General features: G+C 69.9%; 15 protein-coding genes. 7 read left to right on the forward strand and 8 right to left on the reverse strand.

Annotation, left to right across the window (positions count from 1 at the left end; genetic code table 11):
* Positions 1-60 precede the first annotated feature (60 nt).
* From ABT297_RS20755 to ABT297_RS20765, 3 genes are all read left to right on the forward strand, one after another.
* Entirely contained in the window at positions 61-966 is a 906-nt protein-coding gene (locus ABT297_RS20755; RefSeq protein ID WP_350551883.1) for an ABC transporter permease, read from the forward strand.
* A gap of 34 nt (positions 967-1,000) precedes the next feature.
* On the forward strand, positions 1,001-1,975 hold the full coding sequence (locus ABT297_RS20760) for a substrate-binding domain-containing protein (protein WP_350551886.1): 975 nt from the start codon (positions 1,001-1,003) through the stop codon (positions 1,973-1,975).
* 234 nt (positions 1,976-2,209) lie between these two features.
* Positions 2,210-4,858: a DUF5107 domain-containing protein gene (locus tag ABT297_RS20765; protein ID WP_350551888.1), complete on the forward strand. Its 2,649-nt coding sequence runs from the start codon at positions 2,210-2,212 to the stop codon at positions 4,856-4,858.
* Between the two features lie 242 nt (positions 4,859-5,100).
* Here the strand turns inward: ABT297_RS20765 and ABT297_RS20770 are convergent, their stop codons facing one another.
* A complete protein-coding gene (locus tag ABT297_RS20770) occupies positions 5,101-5,877 on the reverse strand; it encodes an IclR family transcriptional regulator (RefSeq protein WP_350552047.1) in 777 nt (258 codons plus the stop codon).
* Between the two features lie 48 nt (positions 5,878-5,925).
* Here ABT297_RS20770 and ABT297_RS20775 point away from each other — a divergent pair, with 48 nt between their 5' ends.
* Both ABT297_RS20775 and ABT297_RS20780 read left to right on the forward strand, forming a co-directional pair.
* Positions 5,926-6,594, forward strand: coding sequence for a bifunctional 4-hydroxy-2-oxoglutarate aldolase/2-dehydro-3-deoxy-phosphogluconate aldolase (locus ABT297_RS20775; RefSeq protein WP_502885604.1), 669 nt, complete (start codon positions 5,926-5,928; stop codon positions 6,592-6,594).
* 3 nt (positions 6,595-6,597) lie between these two features.
* Complete coding sequence (locus ABT297_RS20780; protein WP_350551893.1) at positions 6,598-7,695, forward strand: sugar kinase; 1,098 nt, start codon at positions 6,598-6,600, stop codon at positions 7,693-7,695.
* 102 nt (positions 7,696-7,797) lie between these two features.
* On the opposite strand, the gene ABT297_RS20785 is transcribed toward ABT297_RS20780, so the two are convergent.
* Together ABT297_RS20785 and ABT297_RS20790 are read right to left on the reverse strand one after the other, a co-directional pair.
* The gene (locus tag ABT297_RS20785) at positions 7,798-8,055 is read right to left on the reverse strand and encodes a hypothetical protein (protein ID WP_350551896.1); all 258 of its coding nucleotides are present in this window, start codon (positions 8,053-8,055) and stop codon (positions 7,798-7,800) included.
* Positions 8,052-8,519: a TetR/AcrR family transcriptional regulator gene (locus ABT297_RS20790; protein ID WP_350551898.1), complete on the reverse strand. Its 468-nt coding sequence runs from the start codon at positions 8,517-8,519 to the stop codon at positions 8,052-8,054. Before ABT297_RS20790 ends, ABT297_RS20785 begins: the two co-directional genes overlap by 4 nt.
* 170 nt (positions 8,520-8,689) lie before the next feature.
* Here ABT297_RS20790 and ABT297_RS20795 point away from each other — a divergent pair, with 170 nt between their 5' ends.
* Positions 8,690-9,559 carry an MFS transporter gene (locus tag ABT297_RS20795; RefSeq protein ID WP_350551901.1) on the forward strand — a complete coding sequence of 290 codons (870 nt, stop codon included), beginning with the start codon at positions 8,690-8,692 and terminating at the stop codon, positions 9,557-9,559.
* A gap of 153 nt (positions 9,560-9,712) precedes the next feature.
* Here ABT297_RS20795 and ABT297_RS20800 read toward each other — a convergent pair whose 3' ends face one another.
* Positions 9,713-10,543 carry a metallophosphoesterase family protein gene (locus ABT297_RS20800; protein WP_350551903.1) on the reverse strand — a complete coding sequence of 277 codons (831 nt, stop codon included), beginning with the start codon at positions 10,541-10,543 and terminating at the stop codon, positions 9,713-9,715.
* Positions 10,544-10,621: 78 nt separating this feature from the next.
* Here ABT297_RS20800 and ABT297_RS20805 point away from each other — a divergent pair, with 78 nt between their 5' ends.
* Complete coding sequence (locus tag ABT297_RS20805) at positions 10,622-11,020, forward strand: cold-shock protein (protein ID WP_350551906.1); 399 nt, start codon at positions 10,622-10,624, stop codon at positions 11,018-11,020.
* A 228-nt stretch (positions 11,021-11,248) separates the two neighbouring features.
* Here the strand turns inward: ABT297_RS20805 and ABT297_RS20810 are convergent, their stop codons facing one another.
* From ABT297_RS20810 to ABT297_RS20825, 4 genes are read right to left on the reverse strand one after another with little or no spacing between them, the layout of a single operon-like run.
* Entirely contained in the window at positions 11,249-11,875 is a 627-nt protein-coding gene (locus tag ABT297_RS20810; protein WP_350551909.1) for a hypothetical protein, read from the reverse strand.
* Entirely contained in the window at positions 11,872-13,101 is a 1,230-nt protein-coding gene (locus ABT297_RS20815) for a zinc ribbon domain-containing protein (protein WP_350551912.1), read from the reverse strand. The genes ABT297_RS20810 and ABT297_RS20815 overlap by 4 nt, the downstream gene beginning before the upstream one ends.
* The gene (locus ABT297_RS20820) at positions 13,098-14,522 is read right to left on the reverse strand and encodes a type IV secretory system conjugative DNA transfer family protein (RefSeq protein WP_350551914.1); all 1,425 of its coding nucleotides are present in this window, start codon (positions 14,520-14,522) and stop codon (positions 13,098-13,100) included. Before ABT297_RS20820 ends, ABT297_RS20815 begins: the two co-directional genes overlap by 4 nt.
* Positions 14,519-15,844, reverse strand: a complete 1,326-nt coding sequence (locus ABT297_RS20825) for a M48 family metalloprotease (protein WP_350551916.1) — start codon at positions 15,842-15,844, stop codon at positions 14,519-14,521. The genes ABT297_RS20820 and ABT297_RS20825 overlap by 4 nt, the downstream gene beginning before the upstream one ends.
* Positions 15,845-15,944: the final 100 nt, after the last annotated feature.

Raw genomic sequence — 15,944 nt, forward strand, 5'->3', positions numbered from 1 at the left:
GCGATGGCCACGTCGTCGTCCCGGTGGCCGCGTTTCATTGGCGGTCGTCGCATCACTCCAATGGGCGTACTGGTCGTTCTGCTGGTGCTCCTGGTCGGCATCCTGGCGCTGTCGACCGACGGCTTCCTGACCGAGCGCAACCTCACCAACCTGCTCAAGCAGATGGTGACCACCGGGCTTCTGGCGTTCGGCATGCTCGTCGTCATCCTCACCGGCGGGATCGACCTCTCGGTCGGATCGGTGGTGGCGTTCACCGGCATTGTGAGCGCCGGGCTCATAGCCGACCTGCCGATTCCCGTCGCCATGGCGGTCGCGATCGCCGCCGGCATAGGTTTCGGCCTCATCAACGGCATCCTCATCGCCGGCTTCAACCTCGCACCGTTCGTGGTCACACTCGCGGCGCTGACGACGATTCGAGGCCTGGCGTTCGTCTACTCCGAGGTGCCGATCTCCCCCAGTGACCCGGGATTCTTTAGCTTGGGCACGGCGATGGTGGGTCCGATCCCGCTGACCACGGTCATCATGTTCGCGGTCTTCATCGTGGGCGGAATCTTCCTGAGCCAGACGCCGGCCGGCCGAGCGATCTATGCGATCGGCGGTAACGCCGAGACCGTGCGGCTCGCCGGGATCAGCGTACGCAAGCACGTCGTCCTCGCATACGCGATCAGCGGTGCCTGCGCCGGGCTGGCCGGAGTGATCCTCGCCAGCCGGGTCGGGATCGCCCAGCCAAGCGTCGGCGTCGCCTTCGAACTCGACGCCATCGCCGCCTGCGTGATCGGCGGTGCCAGCCTGGCCGGTGGACGCGGCTCGGTGCGAGCGGCGTTCGGCGGAGTACTCGTGCTCGCACTCATCAACAACCTGCTCAACCTGCACGGGGTGCAGAGCTACTGGCAGCAGGTCCTCAAGGGACTGATCATCGTGGCGGTCATTCTTGTCCAGCGGCGCTCCCAGCGTCGCCGGGCCTGAGTCCGCATCACGGCCAACACATTTAGGAGAAGGAATGCGACTCAACAAAATCGGCGCCCTGCTGTTAGTGGGGACCCTGGGCCTCGGACTCGCGGCGTGTAGTTCGGACAAGGACGGCGACGGCAGCGGCGACGGCAAGGCCAAGGGCCGCACTGTCGGCGTCGCCAACTTCACCCTCGGCGGCCCGTACTTCAACGGCATGGACCGGGCGATCAAGGCACAGGCGGAGGGGAAGGGCGTCACGGTCATCAGCACCGACGCCAACGGCGACGCCGCGAAGCTCGCCTCCAACGTCGAGGACCTGATCAGCCGGAAAGTCGATGCGGTGATCATCTCCGGTGGCCCGCTCGAGTCGGCGCCCGCCGCCCTCAACTCACTGAAGGCGGCCAAGATCCCGGTGATCCTCGTCGACCGGAAGTTCCAGACCGGCGAGTACACCAGCTGGATCGGCCCGGACAACCAGCGGATCGGTGTGCAGGACGGTGAGTTCCTCGCCAAGCAGCTGCCCGACGGCGGCAAGGTCGCCATCATCAAGGGTGGCCCGGCCGACAACAGCATCGGTCTGGCGCGGACCAACGGCCTGAAGTCCGCGCTCGGCAAGGACTCGAAGTTCACGCTCGTCGAGGCGCCCGACTTCGGGAACTGGGGCTCCGACGGCGGGCTGGCCGTGATGGAGAGCCTGCTCGCCTCGCACAAGGACCTGAAGGCCGTGTTCTGCGAGAACGACGCGATGTGCCTCGGCGCCCAGCGCGCCATCGCGAACGCGAACCTGAGCAGCCAGATCGTCCTCGCCGGTGTCGACGGCCAGCTCGAGGCGCTGCAGGAGATCGCCAAGGGTGGGAACTACGTCGTCACCGGACTGAACAGCGCCGACCAGATCGGCCGCCTCGGGCTCGACCGGGCGATCGAGGTGCTCGACGGCAAGAACGTGGAGAAGGACACGGTTGTCGACTCTCCGCAGATCACCAAGCAGAACGCGCAGGAGTTCATCGACAAGAGCAAGTCCTGAGCTGGCGCGGTGGCCGGCGCAGCAGTCACTGCGCCGGTCCCCGTGCGGCGTCTGCGGCGACGAGTCAGCAGCAGGCGCCTGAAATCCCGAGGTTGCACAACCACTGGCAGCGTAGCCAGCAAGTAAGGAGATGCAGTGCGTAGAAAACGGAGACTGAGGGCGCGCCTCGCCGTCCTCGTCATCGGAGCCGTAGCCATTTCGGCTGTGGGCGTCCCGGCAAACGCAGGCGCGGCGGTGAGTTACGCTACGGCTTCGGGCGCGCAGGGCAAGAACGAGTCGCAGGGGAACCGGGCACGCCTTCTCGTAACCGGCGTACGGGCCCTCGACACGAAGTCGTTCGAGATCACCTTCAACAACGACCTCACCGAGCAGATCCGTCAGTTCGTCATCGGAAACCCGGCCTACCTCACGGAGTTCATCCGGGTCTCGGGCGGGACGGCGGGGCAGCCGGACGCGGCGCTCGACGGCGGCGCGCTCAACAGGATCAGCGGCACCCGTCTCTTCGTGGTTGACGGGGACACGAGCTCGCTGCGCGTGCTGCTGGGCGCGGGTGCGAGCCTGGGCGACGCGCGTTACCAGGTCTGGTTCGACGGCAAGGGTCGCGACCTGGCTGACGAGCTGCTCATCGCGGGCGCCAACGGCTCGACCCTGCGCGGGACCACGACCACCCCGCGAGACCTGCGCGGCACGACCCGGCCGGCGGAGAAGGCCTCAATCGCATCGGCGACGGCCACCGACTCACGTTCGGTCCGCATCGTCTTCGCGAACCCGGTCTACGCCGCTATGCCCGCTTCGCGGTACACCGGCACAGGCATCACGGTCACCCGTCCGGACGGCACCACGGTCCGTCCGGTGTACGTCCAGAAGGTGGGCGGCACGGACAACACCGCCTGGGACCTGACGTTCTCCGAGGATCTCGGCGCGGGATCGCACGCGGTCGCGATCAACGGAGCGCAGCACGCGTTGACCACGTCGATCGGCAACCTGGCGAACACGGACGTCCTGTCCGCGTCGTTCGAAGGCGCGACCAAGCAGCGGAGCGCGCCCCGGGTCACCGACATCACTGTCAGCGACGACCGGGAGACGATCGTCGTCTCCTTCGACCGCAAGATCGCCGCGGTCAACGGCGGGGACGAGAACGTACCGCTGGCCGAGACGCCGGGCGGCACCGGCGGCACGACGCTCACCCGTGCCCAGCTGCTCGCCGCGGTCGATCTGTCGGGCGTTCTCGAAGGCGCCGGGGACCGCGCCTCGACGCTCGCGCAGAACCTGGAGAAGGTGGCGGCATACGCCCCGGACCTGCACACTCTCGTCATCAAGATCGAGAAGGGTAGCCTGCTGAAGGCCAGCACCCGCGGCTCGGTCACCATCCAGGCGGGTGCCATCACCGATCTGGCCGGCGTCGGCAACACCCGCGCGACGGTCGACTTCAAGGTGCCGAACTCCAAGCCGAAGAAGACCTCGTACGACCCGAACGCAGCTGACTACCTCCGCATCGACCGGAACGCGAGCGTGACCTTCCGGCACAACGCGTTCGAGTTCACCAACGCGCCGAGTGACCTCTCGGTCCGACGGGAAAACGTCGAGAACCGGCTGGTGAACGAAAAGATCGACGCGATCCGGGTCGAGAACAAGTACATCGAGGCGACGTTCATCCCAGGCTACGGCGGCCGCCTGCTCTCGTTGATCTACAAGCCGACGGGGAACGATCTGCTGTACACCAACCCGACCGGCACGCCGTACGGCTTCAACAACAACCCGGTCGGGCGCCCCGGGACCAGCCCCTTCTACCACAACTGGCTCATGGTCTGGGGCGGCATCTTCCCGACGGTGACCGAGGCGGAGCACGGCAAGTACTGGTTCCTGCCGTGGGACTACTCGATCAGCGAGACCGCCGACGCGGTCTCGATCACGATGACCAACAAGGACACCGTCAACTACGCCGACCGGCCGTCGCGTTACGTCTACGGCCCGACCAGGCTCGAAACGGCCGTGACCTACACGGTCGGCAAGACGGCACCGAGCGTGGACATGTCGGTCGGGATCCACAACCCCGGCACCCAGACCGTTTCGTACGAGTACTGGACCTGCACCACGCTCGCGCCGGGTGCCGCCTCCAACCAGGGCTCGCCGACGATGGAGATCGTCTCGCCGGTCAGCGTCATTCAGCGCGATCCCGCGTACACCTGGATGGCGAATGTGGAGAAGCCGGCCAACCCGGCGACTCCGAACGACCGCTACCTGGTCCTCGACAAGCTCAACAAGATGGTCAACTGGCGTGGTGACGGCATCGCGTACGGCCAGGGCCTGGCGCAGAATCCGCAGGGCGACTGGTGGGGCGTCATCAACCACGAGAACGGCGAGGGTGTCGTGCGGGTCGGCGACAACAAGGTGACGCCGGGCATGAAGTTCTGGGAGTGGGGCTTCAACTCCTCGTTCGACACGAACATCTACCGCAACGGCAGCTCGGCGCGTCCGTACATCGAGCTCTGGGCGGGCACCTCGGACCGGTTCTTCCAGGCGGCGAAGATCGCCCCGGGCGCGACCACCTCGTGGACGGAGACCTTCCTGCCGACCATGGACCTGGCCGGCGTCACCAACGCGAACAAGGCGGGTGCCGCTGAGGTGGCCTTCCAGCGCACCGAGGGCAAACTGACGGTCCGCGGTGACGTGTTCTCTACGCACATCGGCCAGAACCTGCGGGTGGAGCTCGTCGACAAGGCGACGGGCCGAACCCTCGCGAGCAAGTCGTTCACCGCGACCGCGGACCGGTCCGCCGATCTCTCCGCGGAGGTCGTCGACGGTGCGACGGTCCAGCTCGTGCTGACCGACCGGGCCGGCAACGTGCTGCTGCAGGCCGAGAAGTCGGCGGCAGGCGCGTAACTTCGGAGTCAGACAGAGAAGTGTTGGGGCGGCGTCTAGAGGGCGCCGCCCCAACACCGTGCCGGGCCGCAGTCACAACCCGGTGAATACGCAGAGCACAATCCGAACCCGAGGTTGCACAACCCAAGAATGGAGTAGGCAATGCGCGCCCCCAAGGATACCGGCTCGGCCCGGGCGCGCGCGGTTGATATAGACTTTGGGCTCTGCGGGGCCAGTCGACTACCTGACAGGAGCTGGCCGCCTCAGGCCGTGGACAGCAGTGCACCCGCGGCCTTGATCTGGTCGACGGCCCGGTGCAGCGCGGCCACGATCTGTTCCTCGCTGTTCGCGCCGAGCCGGGACCCCGGAACGGACAGGCTGATCGCGTCGGTCGCCGGTGTCTGCAACGGTACGGCCATCGCGAAACAGACGATGCCCTCGGTGTTTTCCTCGCGATCCACGGCGTAGCCGCGTGCCCGGACGGTGCTGAGTTCGGCGCGCAGCGCGTCCCGGCTCGTGATGGTATGCGGGGTAAGTGCCTGCAGCGGCCACGTCAGGAGTTGGTCGAGGGCGGCGTCGGAGCGGTCGGCGAGCAGTACCTTGCCCAGCGCGGTGGCGTGGGCCGGCAACTGCCGGCCGATCGCGCTATAGAGCCGCAAGGGGTGAACCGACTCGCGTTTGGCCAGATATACGACATGCGCGCCGTCGAGGCGTCCGAGGTGTACCGTTTCCCCGAACTGCTGCGACAGGTCGTCGAGCACCCCGCCCAACAGGCCCAGGGTGTCGTCCGTCATGAGGTAAGCGGCGCCGACCTGAAGAGCGCGGACGCCCAGCCCGAATCGGGTTCCGGTGTCGTCGCTTTCCACCCAGCCGCGTTTCGCCATCGTCCGAAGAATGCCGTGCAGACTGCTTTTCGGGATGTTCAGGGCGCGGGCCAGGTCGACCAAAGAACGCCGGTGGGGCGAGGCGGCGAGCGCCTCAAGTACGTCCAACGTCCGGCTGGCGGACTTCACCGGTTGGAACGGTTCGGATGATGACATGACGCATACCTTAGCGGGGTTGACACCGTGACCGTTACCGATATAGTCATGTATGTGACTGGTGTTCACTACGATGAACAGGCAAGCGTTGCGTCCGCCATCGGCGCAAGCCGCCTCCTCCCGGTCGTCGTGCTCGACGACGCCCGCGATGCGGATCCACTCGCCGCTGCCCTCGCCCAAGGCGGCCTGCACAGCATCGAGGTGACCTTCCGAACCGACGCCGCAGCCGACGCCATGCGCGTCATGTCCGAGCGCCCGGACCTGCTCGTCGGCGCCGGCACTGTGCTGACCCCGGCCCAGGTCGACCAGGCCGTCGAGGCCGGTGCGCGGTTCATCGTCAGCCCCGGTTTCGGGCCCGCCGTCGTACGACACTGCCAGCAGCTCGGTGTCCCGGTGTTCCCCGGAGCGGCCACCGCGACCGAGATCCAGATGGCGCTCGACGCGGGCCTGGACACGGTCAAGTTCTTTCCGGCCGAGCAACTCGGCGGCATCGGCATGATCAAGTCGCTCGCCGCACCGTTCCGCTCGCTGCGGTTCATCCCGACCGGCGGAGTCAACACCGACAACCTCGCCGACTACCTCTCCCATCCCGCGGTCCTGGCGGTCGGCGGCACCTGGATGGTCGCCCCCGACCTGATCGCCGCCGGCCGCTGGGACGAGGTCACAGCCCGCACCGCGGCGGCCGTTGCCGCCGCCCGTCCCGCTGCGGAGGCATGACCGATGCCCCAGATCCGTCCCGCCGGCGAGTGTCGATACGACCTGGTGTCGCTCGGCGAGATCATGCTGCGCCTCGACCCGGGCGAGGGCCGGGTTCGCACGGCTCGAAGCTTCCGGATATGGGAAGGCGGCGGTGAGTACAACGTGGCCCGCGGCCTGCGCCGCTGTTTCGGCCTGCGCACCGCCGTGGTCACGGCCCTCGCCGACAACGAGGTGGGCCGGCTGATCGAGGACCTGGTCCTGCAGGGCGGGGTGGACACGTCACTGGTGAAATGGGTGCCCTACGACGGGATCGGGCGCGCCGTCCGCAACGGGCTCAACTTCACCGAGCGGGGGTTCGGGGTCCGCGGCGCCGTCGGCACCTCCGACCGCGGCCACACCGCCGCCAGTCAGCTGCGCCCCGACGACGTCGACTGGGACTACCTCTTCGGCACGCTCGGGGTGCGCTGGCTGCACACCGGAGGCATCTACGCCGCGCTGTCCGAGACCACCCCGGACACCATGGAGGCGGCCATGCTGGCCGCGTCTCGGCACGGCACCGTCATCTCGTACGACCTCAACTACCGGCCCAGCCTCTGGAAGGCGCTCGGCGGGCAGAGCCGCGCGCAGGAGGTCAACCGCCGATTGGCCCGCTACGTCGACGTGATGATCGGCAACGAAGAGGACTTCACCGCCTCGCTGGGCTTCGAGGTGCCCGGCACCGACGCCTCGCTGTCCCATCTGGAGGTCGACAACTTCAAGCGGATGATCGAGGCGGTAACGAAGGAGTACGACAACTTCACGGTCGTGGCCACCACCCTGCGCACCGTCCGCACGGCCACGGTCAACGACTGGGGTGCGATCGCCTGGTCCGCCGATACCGGTTTCGCCGAAGCGGCCCACCGGCCCGGACTGGAAATCCTCGACCGCGTCGGCGGCGGCGACAGCTTCGCCTCAGGACTGATCTACGGGCTGCTGGAACTGGATGGCCTCGCCACCGCGGTGGAATACGGAGCGGCGCACGGCGCCCTCGCGATGACCACGCCCGGTGACACCTCCATGGCCAGCCTGAAGGAAGTCGAGGCCCTCGTTCGTGGCGGCGGCGCCCGCGTCCAACGGTAACGAACGGGGGAGACGTCCTCGCGGGTCAGGAGGACCGCCTGCTGGGGCTCGGCCGGTGAGGTCGCCGAGCTCCGCCTCGACGTCGGCGAGGACCGCGGCGGATCAGGAGGCGGCAGCGGGCGCGCCGGCTGCCGGGTCGACCGCGCGCAGCGACACCAGCGCCTCGACGCCGTCGAGCACCCGATCGAGCACGAACTCGAAGCCGAAGTCCGGGTGGTCCTGCCTGTCGAAGACGCCCGCGTCGATGACCACGTGCAGGGCCGGGTAACTCGAGGCCGGCGCGAGCTGGGCCAGGATGCGACCGTAGGCCGAAGTGCCCTGCGCCTCGCTCATTCCCGACTCGGAGAACGCCTCGGTCACCGCCTCTCGGCCAGGCCCGTGTCCCCCAGCGCGCTGAGTCCGTTCTCCATCACGCCGATCTGGTGGGGCGTCATCGGATAGCCGTGCACCGGGATGCGCAGCACCCAACCGTGTTTCCGCAGCACACGCAGGTTGCCCCAGGCCCAGTCTGACAGTCGGGCGCGCCATCCGGCATCCGAGTCCGGCGCGCTCGCCACCGGCGCGTACACGGCGTCGATCATCAGTTCGAGCAGCTCGTCCTTGGACCCGACATATCGGTACAGCGACATCGTGGAGACTCCGAGGTCGCTGGCGACCCGGCCCATCGACACCGCGTCCAGCGAGTGGGAGGAGGCGAGCCGCACGGCGGCCTCAACGACCCGATCGAGGCTGAGTCCCGGCCGCGGCCCCTTTGTGGGGCGAGCCTTGCGGCCCCACGCGGCCTGAATACTGGCCGGGATCCCGGCAATGCTTTCATCCTGCATCGCCTAGCCGCCTCCTATTCACCGCATTGGTATAGCGCATGATACGTGGTCGGCGCACATCTCTTTCTTTCCGCCCCTTCGGTTACCGTGCTTGAAAGCAATCAATTGACGTCTGTTGTTCATAAAATGCCAAGGGGGAATGGCTCCGCGACCGGCTCCGGAGTTGACGGGTGTTGGGTCTGGTGTTCATTCGCCGCCAGTGGGGACATCGCAACCCGCTGATCGACGTCCGGCTGTTCAGGAACAGCCCGTTCACCATGTCGATCCTGACCAAGGTCATCACCGGTTTCTGTCTCACCGGCATCGGCCTGTACGCCAACCAGTACCTCCAGCTGGTGATGGGCTTGCGCCCGTTGACCGCGGCCCTGTGGTCACTGATCACCATTCCGGCGGTCGTGATCGCCATGTTCATCTCGATCGGCCTGACCGGCAAGGTCCGCCCCAGCCTGATCATCGGGACGGGCCTGGTCGTGATCGCCCTGGGCTTCGGAGTCCTCGTCCTGCTGGGCCCCGACGCCCACCTGTGGCAGCTGTTGCTCGGATCCGGCGCGGTCGCGGCCGGCATGATGATGACCGCACCACTGATCGCCGACCTCGTGCTCACCGCGGCTCCTCCGGAGCGGGCCGGCGCGGCCTCGGCCCTGGCCGAGACCAGCGACGAGTTGGGCAGCGCGCTGGGCGTCGCCATCCTGGGCACCGTCGGCGCCGCTGTCTATCACCACCGGATGATCGGCGTGCGGTTGCCCGGCGCGCCGCCCGCCGCGGTCGAGGCGGCGCACAGCACGCTCGGCGGCGCCTGGGAGGTCGCCGCATCGCTGCCGGACCTGGCCGGCTCGCTGCTGGCCGCCGCCCGTGAGGCGTTCACCCAGGGCATGAACCTCGCCGCCCTGACCGGCGCGGGTGTGGCTCTCGTGTGGGCGGTTCTCGTCTTCATCGTGCTGCGCCGTATGCCCGTCGGCTACATCACGCCGGGCGGAGCCAAGCAGGAGACGGGGCACGCGGAGAAAGGCCTCGCCGTAACGCCGGCGGCATTGCCGTAGCCCCTCGGCACCGGGCCCCGGTCAGCCCCGCGTGTCGTTCCCAGACGACCAGGAGGGGCTGAACAGCGGGCAGGACACAGGGAAGAGAGCGCGGCAGCCGTTCCCGTAGCCACCGGCGGCGAAGCGGCCGCGGTCCTCCAGTGGGGGCCTGGTTCACCCACCGGCCAGGATCTTGCGCATCGGTGCGGGGGCGTCGCCGCGGCGCTTCCACTCCCGCGGATAGCCGAGCGAGACCTCCTCGAACGGGACGCCGTCATACTCGGTGCTGCGGGGGATGTGCAGGTGGCCGTAGACGGCGACCTTGGCCCGGTATCGCAGGTGCCAGTCCGCGGTGCGCTCGGTGCCGCACCATTGGGCGAACTCCGGATACCACATCACGTCGGTCGGCTCGCGACGCAGCGGCCAGTGGCTGACCAGCACGGTGGACATCTCGGGGTCCAGCTTGTCCAGCCGTTCGGCGGTCTCCGCCAGGCGGGCCCAGCACCACTCCTCCCGGCTCGCGAACGGGTCGGGATGCAGCAGCGACTCATCGGTGCACACGACCCCGGCGTCGTAGGCCGCCTTCAGCGACTCCTGTTTGGTCGCCGTGCCCGGCGCGCGGAACGAATAGTCGTACAGCAAGAACAGCGGCACCACCGTGACCGGACCGCCGAGGCCGGTCCACACCGGATAGTCGTCCTCCGGCGTGACCACACCGATGTCCTGGCACATGCGCACCAGCGCCCGGTAGCGCTCCTCGCCGCGCAGCTTGACCGGATCGGCGGGGTGCGACCAGAGTTCGTGGTTGCCCGGGGCCCAGATGACCGCGGCGAACCGCGCTCGCAGCAATTTCAGCGTTTGCTCGATGTCGGCGAACTTCTCGCCGACATCACCGGCGACGATGAGCCAATCGGCCGGCGATTCCGGTCGCAGGCCGTCGACGACGGCCCTGTTTTCCTCGTACGAGACATGCAGGTCACTGACCGCGAAGAGAGAGCCGTCCACCGGTCGATCCTGCCATGCCCGGCGGCGTAGGCTCTCGTCAGCGGTGGGATGCGGTTTGGTGGTGGAGGTGAGGTTGGTATGGAGGCGGCAACCGGCACGGTCGTCCGATTCAGTGGCGCCAACGGCTACGGGTTCATCACTCCCGACGACGGCAGCGAGGACGTCTTTCTGCACGCCTCCCTGCTCGACGGCCGATATCGGGAGAACGTCCCGCGCGGCACCCGCGTCTCGTTCGAGGCGGTGCAGGGCGAGCGGGGCCTGAAGGCGGTCGTGGTCAAGGTCATCTCGGAGCCGCCGGCCCGGCCGGCCGGGGCCGACGACGACGGCCTGTGCGACGTCATCTCGTCGTCGGAGTTCAGCCAGCGGATCACCGACGTGCTGATCAGCTCGGTCCCGTCCATCACCGGCGGCCAGATCGTCGAGGTGCGTACCAAGCTGCTCGAACACGCCCGTCGGCACGGCTGGGTCGAGGACTGACGAGCCTGCCGGCCGCGCCGGGAGGCGGGCCGGCGAGGTTTGTGCTGGCGCTGGATGGCAACGCCTTGGCGTTCACCGGGCCCCACGGACAAGCGATCCAATGGCTGGAGCCACGCGAGACGTCCGCTTGACCCCGCTCGGCCGGACCATGGTGTTGGCGCGCCGGCCCGAGTCCGTCACTGTCCGGGCTGGACGCGGGCGAGACCGGCGATCGAGATCCGCCCCGGATCAAGCAGGCCGTGGGCTGACCGCCGGCGTGGGCGGGGCCGCTGGCCCGAGGTCGCGTGTGCGCACCCACCAGCGTGCGTAGGCCGCTGCGGCCTCGGGCTCGATTCGCGGGAGCCGGTCGTGTGGGTGGTGCTCGTCGCGGAGGCGGTAGCCGGCCGCCGCGGTGCCGCGATGCTCGTCGAAGGTGCAGTTCTGGCCAGGGTACCGGCGGATCCGACTCATGACGCCGGGCATACGGCGTTCGTGCCAGTCGCCGACCGGTCCGGGGTCCGGGCCCCGGTAGGCGTCGGTCCAGGCGTCGCGGAGCCAGAGCAGTTCCTCGACCACCTCGCCGTGCAGCATCCAGCACTGCGGCAGGGACTCGCGCGCCGCCGTGTATCTGACCAGGACGTCCGCGACCCACGCGGTCAGGTTGGTGAGCAGCGCGACCGCCTGGTCGGCGTCGGCTGTGAACCAGCTCGGCCGCGACGGGCCGGTGGGCCGGGCGCGCCCCGGCTCGTGCAGCCGCTCGCTGAGGGCGGTGACGTCGGCGGCGATGGAGGCCAGGCCGTTGACGGCTTCCACGACCGTCGCGAGTCGCCGCTCGACGTCCTGTAGCTGGGCGCGCAGCTGATCGAGTTCGCTCACGGCGTCCACACCAGCTTGCCGTCGTCGCCGGTGGTGACCTGGCCGTCGACGGAGAACGGGACGGTCTGGCTGACCGGCGTCCAGCGACGGGGTTCGAGGATGTCCGTCGACCAGTCGTAGCTCACGACCGCCTCGCCCTCCACGACCGTCTTGACCGGCACGGGGCGGCCGTCGCCGGGCTTGAGCTCCAGTTTGGGATAGCGCGTGATGTGCCAGGCGACGCTGCGGGTGATGGTGTACCGCTCATTGGCCGAGAACGGGCAGTCCTTCCAGGTGAGCGGCGCTGGATCGGTGTCGGGCCGGAATCTGTCCTGCGCGGCGCACGCGTCGATGCGCGCCTTGACCTGTCGGTCGACCTCGGCGGCGACGTTGTCGCGCAGGCGTGCCGCCGGGCTGATCTTCGTTTCTGGTCCTCTCCCGCCGACGGTCAGTGTGATCGGGTCGGCGGTGTACAGGGGGTCGTCGGCGACGGCGATGGTGTAGACGCCGGGCAGCGCCCACACGTGCCCGGTGAGCGCACGGTCGGCGCCGGCCGGCTTGTCCTGCGCGGTGGTGACGGTCGCGGCGGCGACCCGGACCTTCGGCAGTTGCGCGCTGTCGACGATCACCGGCCAGCCGGGCGCGCCGGTGATGGACCAGCCGTGGAACCAGCCGGCCCGGCCGAGCCCGATGACGTCGTCGAAGGATTTGCCGCCGGCCTGGTACCGCACCCGCACAGCGACGTGGGCGCGGTCCGGCAGCCGGGTGGGCTCGGACCGCGTGCCGCCGCCGTAGTCGACGCCCTTGATCTGCAGGCCGGTCGGCGGCGTGTAGCCGCTGTCGAGGGCGCCCGGCTCGCACAGCGGCCCGTAGCGGCAGTTCACCAGGCTCCGGATGGCCGTGGTGTCCTTGGCGGCGAGCGCGGTGAAGAACGCGCGCACCGCGCGCTCGGGCGGATAGAGGGCCCGGTCGGACATGCGGGCGGCGAGGTAGCCGAGGACGAGCGCCAGGACCAGCCCGCCCCCGATGAACAGCCGCAATCGGAGCCGGCGGCGGTCCCGGGGCGCGTCGGGCGGCTCGGCCACCACCAGCGGGCGTTCAGCCGCGGGTTGAGCCGGCGCCGGCGGCCGGTCGACCTCGGCCCTGGCCTGCTCCAGCTGCCGGCCGCACGCGCGGCAGAAGCGGGCCTGCGGCCGGGCCGGAGCCGCGCAGTGCGGGCAGCAGGAGGCCGCCACCGGCAGGTTCACGACGTCACCTGGGCCTGAGCCGGGGTCGGGGACGGGCCGGACAGTTCGCGGTAGGGCTCCATGAGTCCGGCGGGCCGGGTCTCGACCAGCAGCGGCGGGTCGGAGCGGTAGAACAGCCAAGCGTGCAGGGGCGGGAGCTGCTGGATCGCCTCGACGGGCAGGGCCGGCCGGTACAGCGCACTGACGGAGTGCGGCCGGCTGGCGTCGTCGTCGGTCAGTCCGCCGGCTGGGCGCGGGCCGCGCATCATGCCGGTGGTGGTGGAGCCGCCGGCGTAGTAGGTCACCTGCGGGTCGCGGGCCTCGCCGGCCCAGCTGGAGACGTTGCGCAGGTCCTCGCCGTTGCTCATGCCGCCGTAGATGAGCTTGGCGGTGGTGGCGGCGAGGATGGCCTGCTGCTCGTCGGCGCCGTAGCGGGCCCGTAGCTGCGCGAGCGACTGCACCGCCCACATCGACACGATGCCCCGGCCGCCGCCCTCGCTGACCAGGCTCGGCAGGCTGCGCAGCGGCGCGATGTTGGCGACCTCATCGAGGGCGAGCAACAGCGGATCGGCCAGCCGGCCGCCCGGTGAGCGGGCGGCGAGCTCGGCCGCGCGTTGGGCGATGGCGTCGACCAGGCCGACGATCAGGGGCGCGATCGCGTCCTGGTGGTGCGACGGGCCGACGATGAACAGGGTCGAGCCGGTGCGCAGGAACTGGTCGAGGTCGAGGTCCGTGGCGGCGGTCGAGGCCAGCACCGTCGGCTCGGCCGTGGCGTCGAGGCAGTTGCGGGCGACGGAGAAGAAGCTGCCGCGCTCGCGGTCGCCGATGTGCTCGACCGCCTGCAGATCGTCGGCCCAGCCCCGGGCCGCGGTCTCGCTGTGGCGCAGGATGTCGGCGGCGGTACGCACGTCCTGCTGGGCCAGCCAGCGGCGCACCTGGGCGAGGTCGGCCCCGGCCAGCGCCGCGGCGTGGAAGACGCCGCGCAGCAGCATGGCGGCGCCGGCCCGCCAGTGCTCGCCGTCGGAGATCCCGCGCGCGGCGACCGCCGTCATCGCCGCCACGCGCCGGTAGCACACCGCCGGGTCCTCGCACCCGGCCAGCGGCGACCAGCGCAGGCCCGCGATCCCTGGCTCCGAGCCGAACGGGTCGTAGACGTGCACGCGCCCGCCGCGCGGGGCGGCGAGGTGCCCGCGCCAGCCCGCGCAGAAGCGCAGCAGGTCGCCGCGGGTCGACGTGGCGACGACGGGGCCGGCCCAGCTCATGAGCGCCGGGATGATGAGGCCGGAGGTCTTGCCGTAGCGGGGCGGGCCGACGATGCCGACCGAGTCCTCGGGGCCGGACCAGCAGCGGCGCAGGCGGTCCGCGGGGTCCAGCCCGAGGTACACCTGGTGGCGCGGCTCGACCCGAAACGGCGGCAGCGGCGGCTGGGCCACGGCGCTCACCGGTCCCGCTCCACGGTCGACAGCGACGGTCGGGCCGGCATGGCGATGCGGGCCGGCCCGTCGTCGCGCAGCGGGTACGAGCGGCCGGGCTCCTCGATCGCCTCGAGTCGCAGCTCGGTCGGTGGGTGCATGGCCAGGATCGCGGCGTCCCAGCCGGAGCGCTCGCCGTCGAAGGAGTGGTGCAGGTAGCTCAGGGCCTGGTGGAGCCCGGTCCGGTAGCCGGCGCGCACGGCCGCCGCGTCGGCGCGGTACTCGGCGCAGCGCCAGGCCGAGGCCTGGATGGGGATGACGATGTACCGCACGGTGACGATCACGGACCAGAACACGAACCGGATCAGGTAGTGCAACGGCCGGTTGTGCACCATCCGCGTGAGCCGGGTGGCGATCTCGTAGAGCAGGTACAGCGGCAGCGTCACGCCCTTGGCCCAGGCGATCGCGATCGCGTCGCCGTCGCGCCAGTGCGCCAGCTCGTGCGCGATGACCGCGGACACCTGGCCCCGGTCGTGGTCGAGCTGATCGAGCAGCCCCTGGTTGACGACGATGTGCCGGATGCCCGCGTACGCGTTCGCCTCCCGCCGGTCGTCGATGAGCACATGCGGCAGCGAGCGCAGCCCGAGCCGGGCCGCCACCTCGTGCACCATCGGCATCAGCCACTCCGCCTCGCGCCGCGACAGCCGGCGGGCCCCGGAGACGCGCAGCCGCAGCGGCTCGGTCGCGACCGACCACAGCAGGTAGAGCGCGCCGACGAACACCGCGACCACGACCTGGCCGACCGCGAACGACACCGGCCAGAGCGCGTCAGAGGCGTACATGCGCTTCCACGGCTCGGCGAAGGCCAGCAACCCCAGGGTCCAGGCCCCGTTGAGGCCGCCGGCGATCGCCCCGACGATGCCGCCGATCTGGATGCTGGCGCTCGGCAGCAACTCGCCGGCACTGAACGGCAGCGGCAGCACCCACTGCAGCAGCCGGTCGACGCGGGCGACGATCTGCGGGCCGAGGAACGAGCCGTGGAACAGACCCACCAAAGCGCCGATCACGGCACCGCTCGCCGCCATCATGATGGTGAACGGCACGTTGAACCAGGCGCCGATGATGCCCGCCGCGGTGCCCCGCAGGTTGCGCAGCAGGATGGCCGCAAGCCAGGCGCGGGCGCCCGGACCGTGGCCGAGCCGGACGGCCGGCGACACCAGGGCCCGCACCCACTCGCCCGCCGCCGGTGCCCGCTGGGCCGGTACCGCGGGGAGGGGCTCGGCCGGCGCGCCGCAGCGGGGACAGGCCGCGGCCCCGGGCGGCAGCGACTGCCCGCACTGATCGCAGTACATACAACCTCCCTTGTCGGCGCGCATCGGCCTCGATATGGCAGGACGTCAGCCTAGCGGGATGCGGCTAGGCTGGGCTCGCCCCGTTCCGTTCGCAGAGGAG

Source organism: Dactylosporangium sp. NPDC000555 (genome assembly GCF_040300025.1).
Lineage (GTDB): Bacteria > Actinomycetota > Actinomycetes > Mycobacteriales > Micromonosporaceae > Dactylosporangium.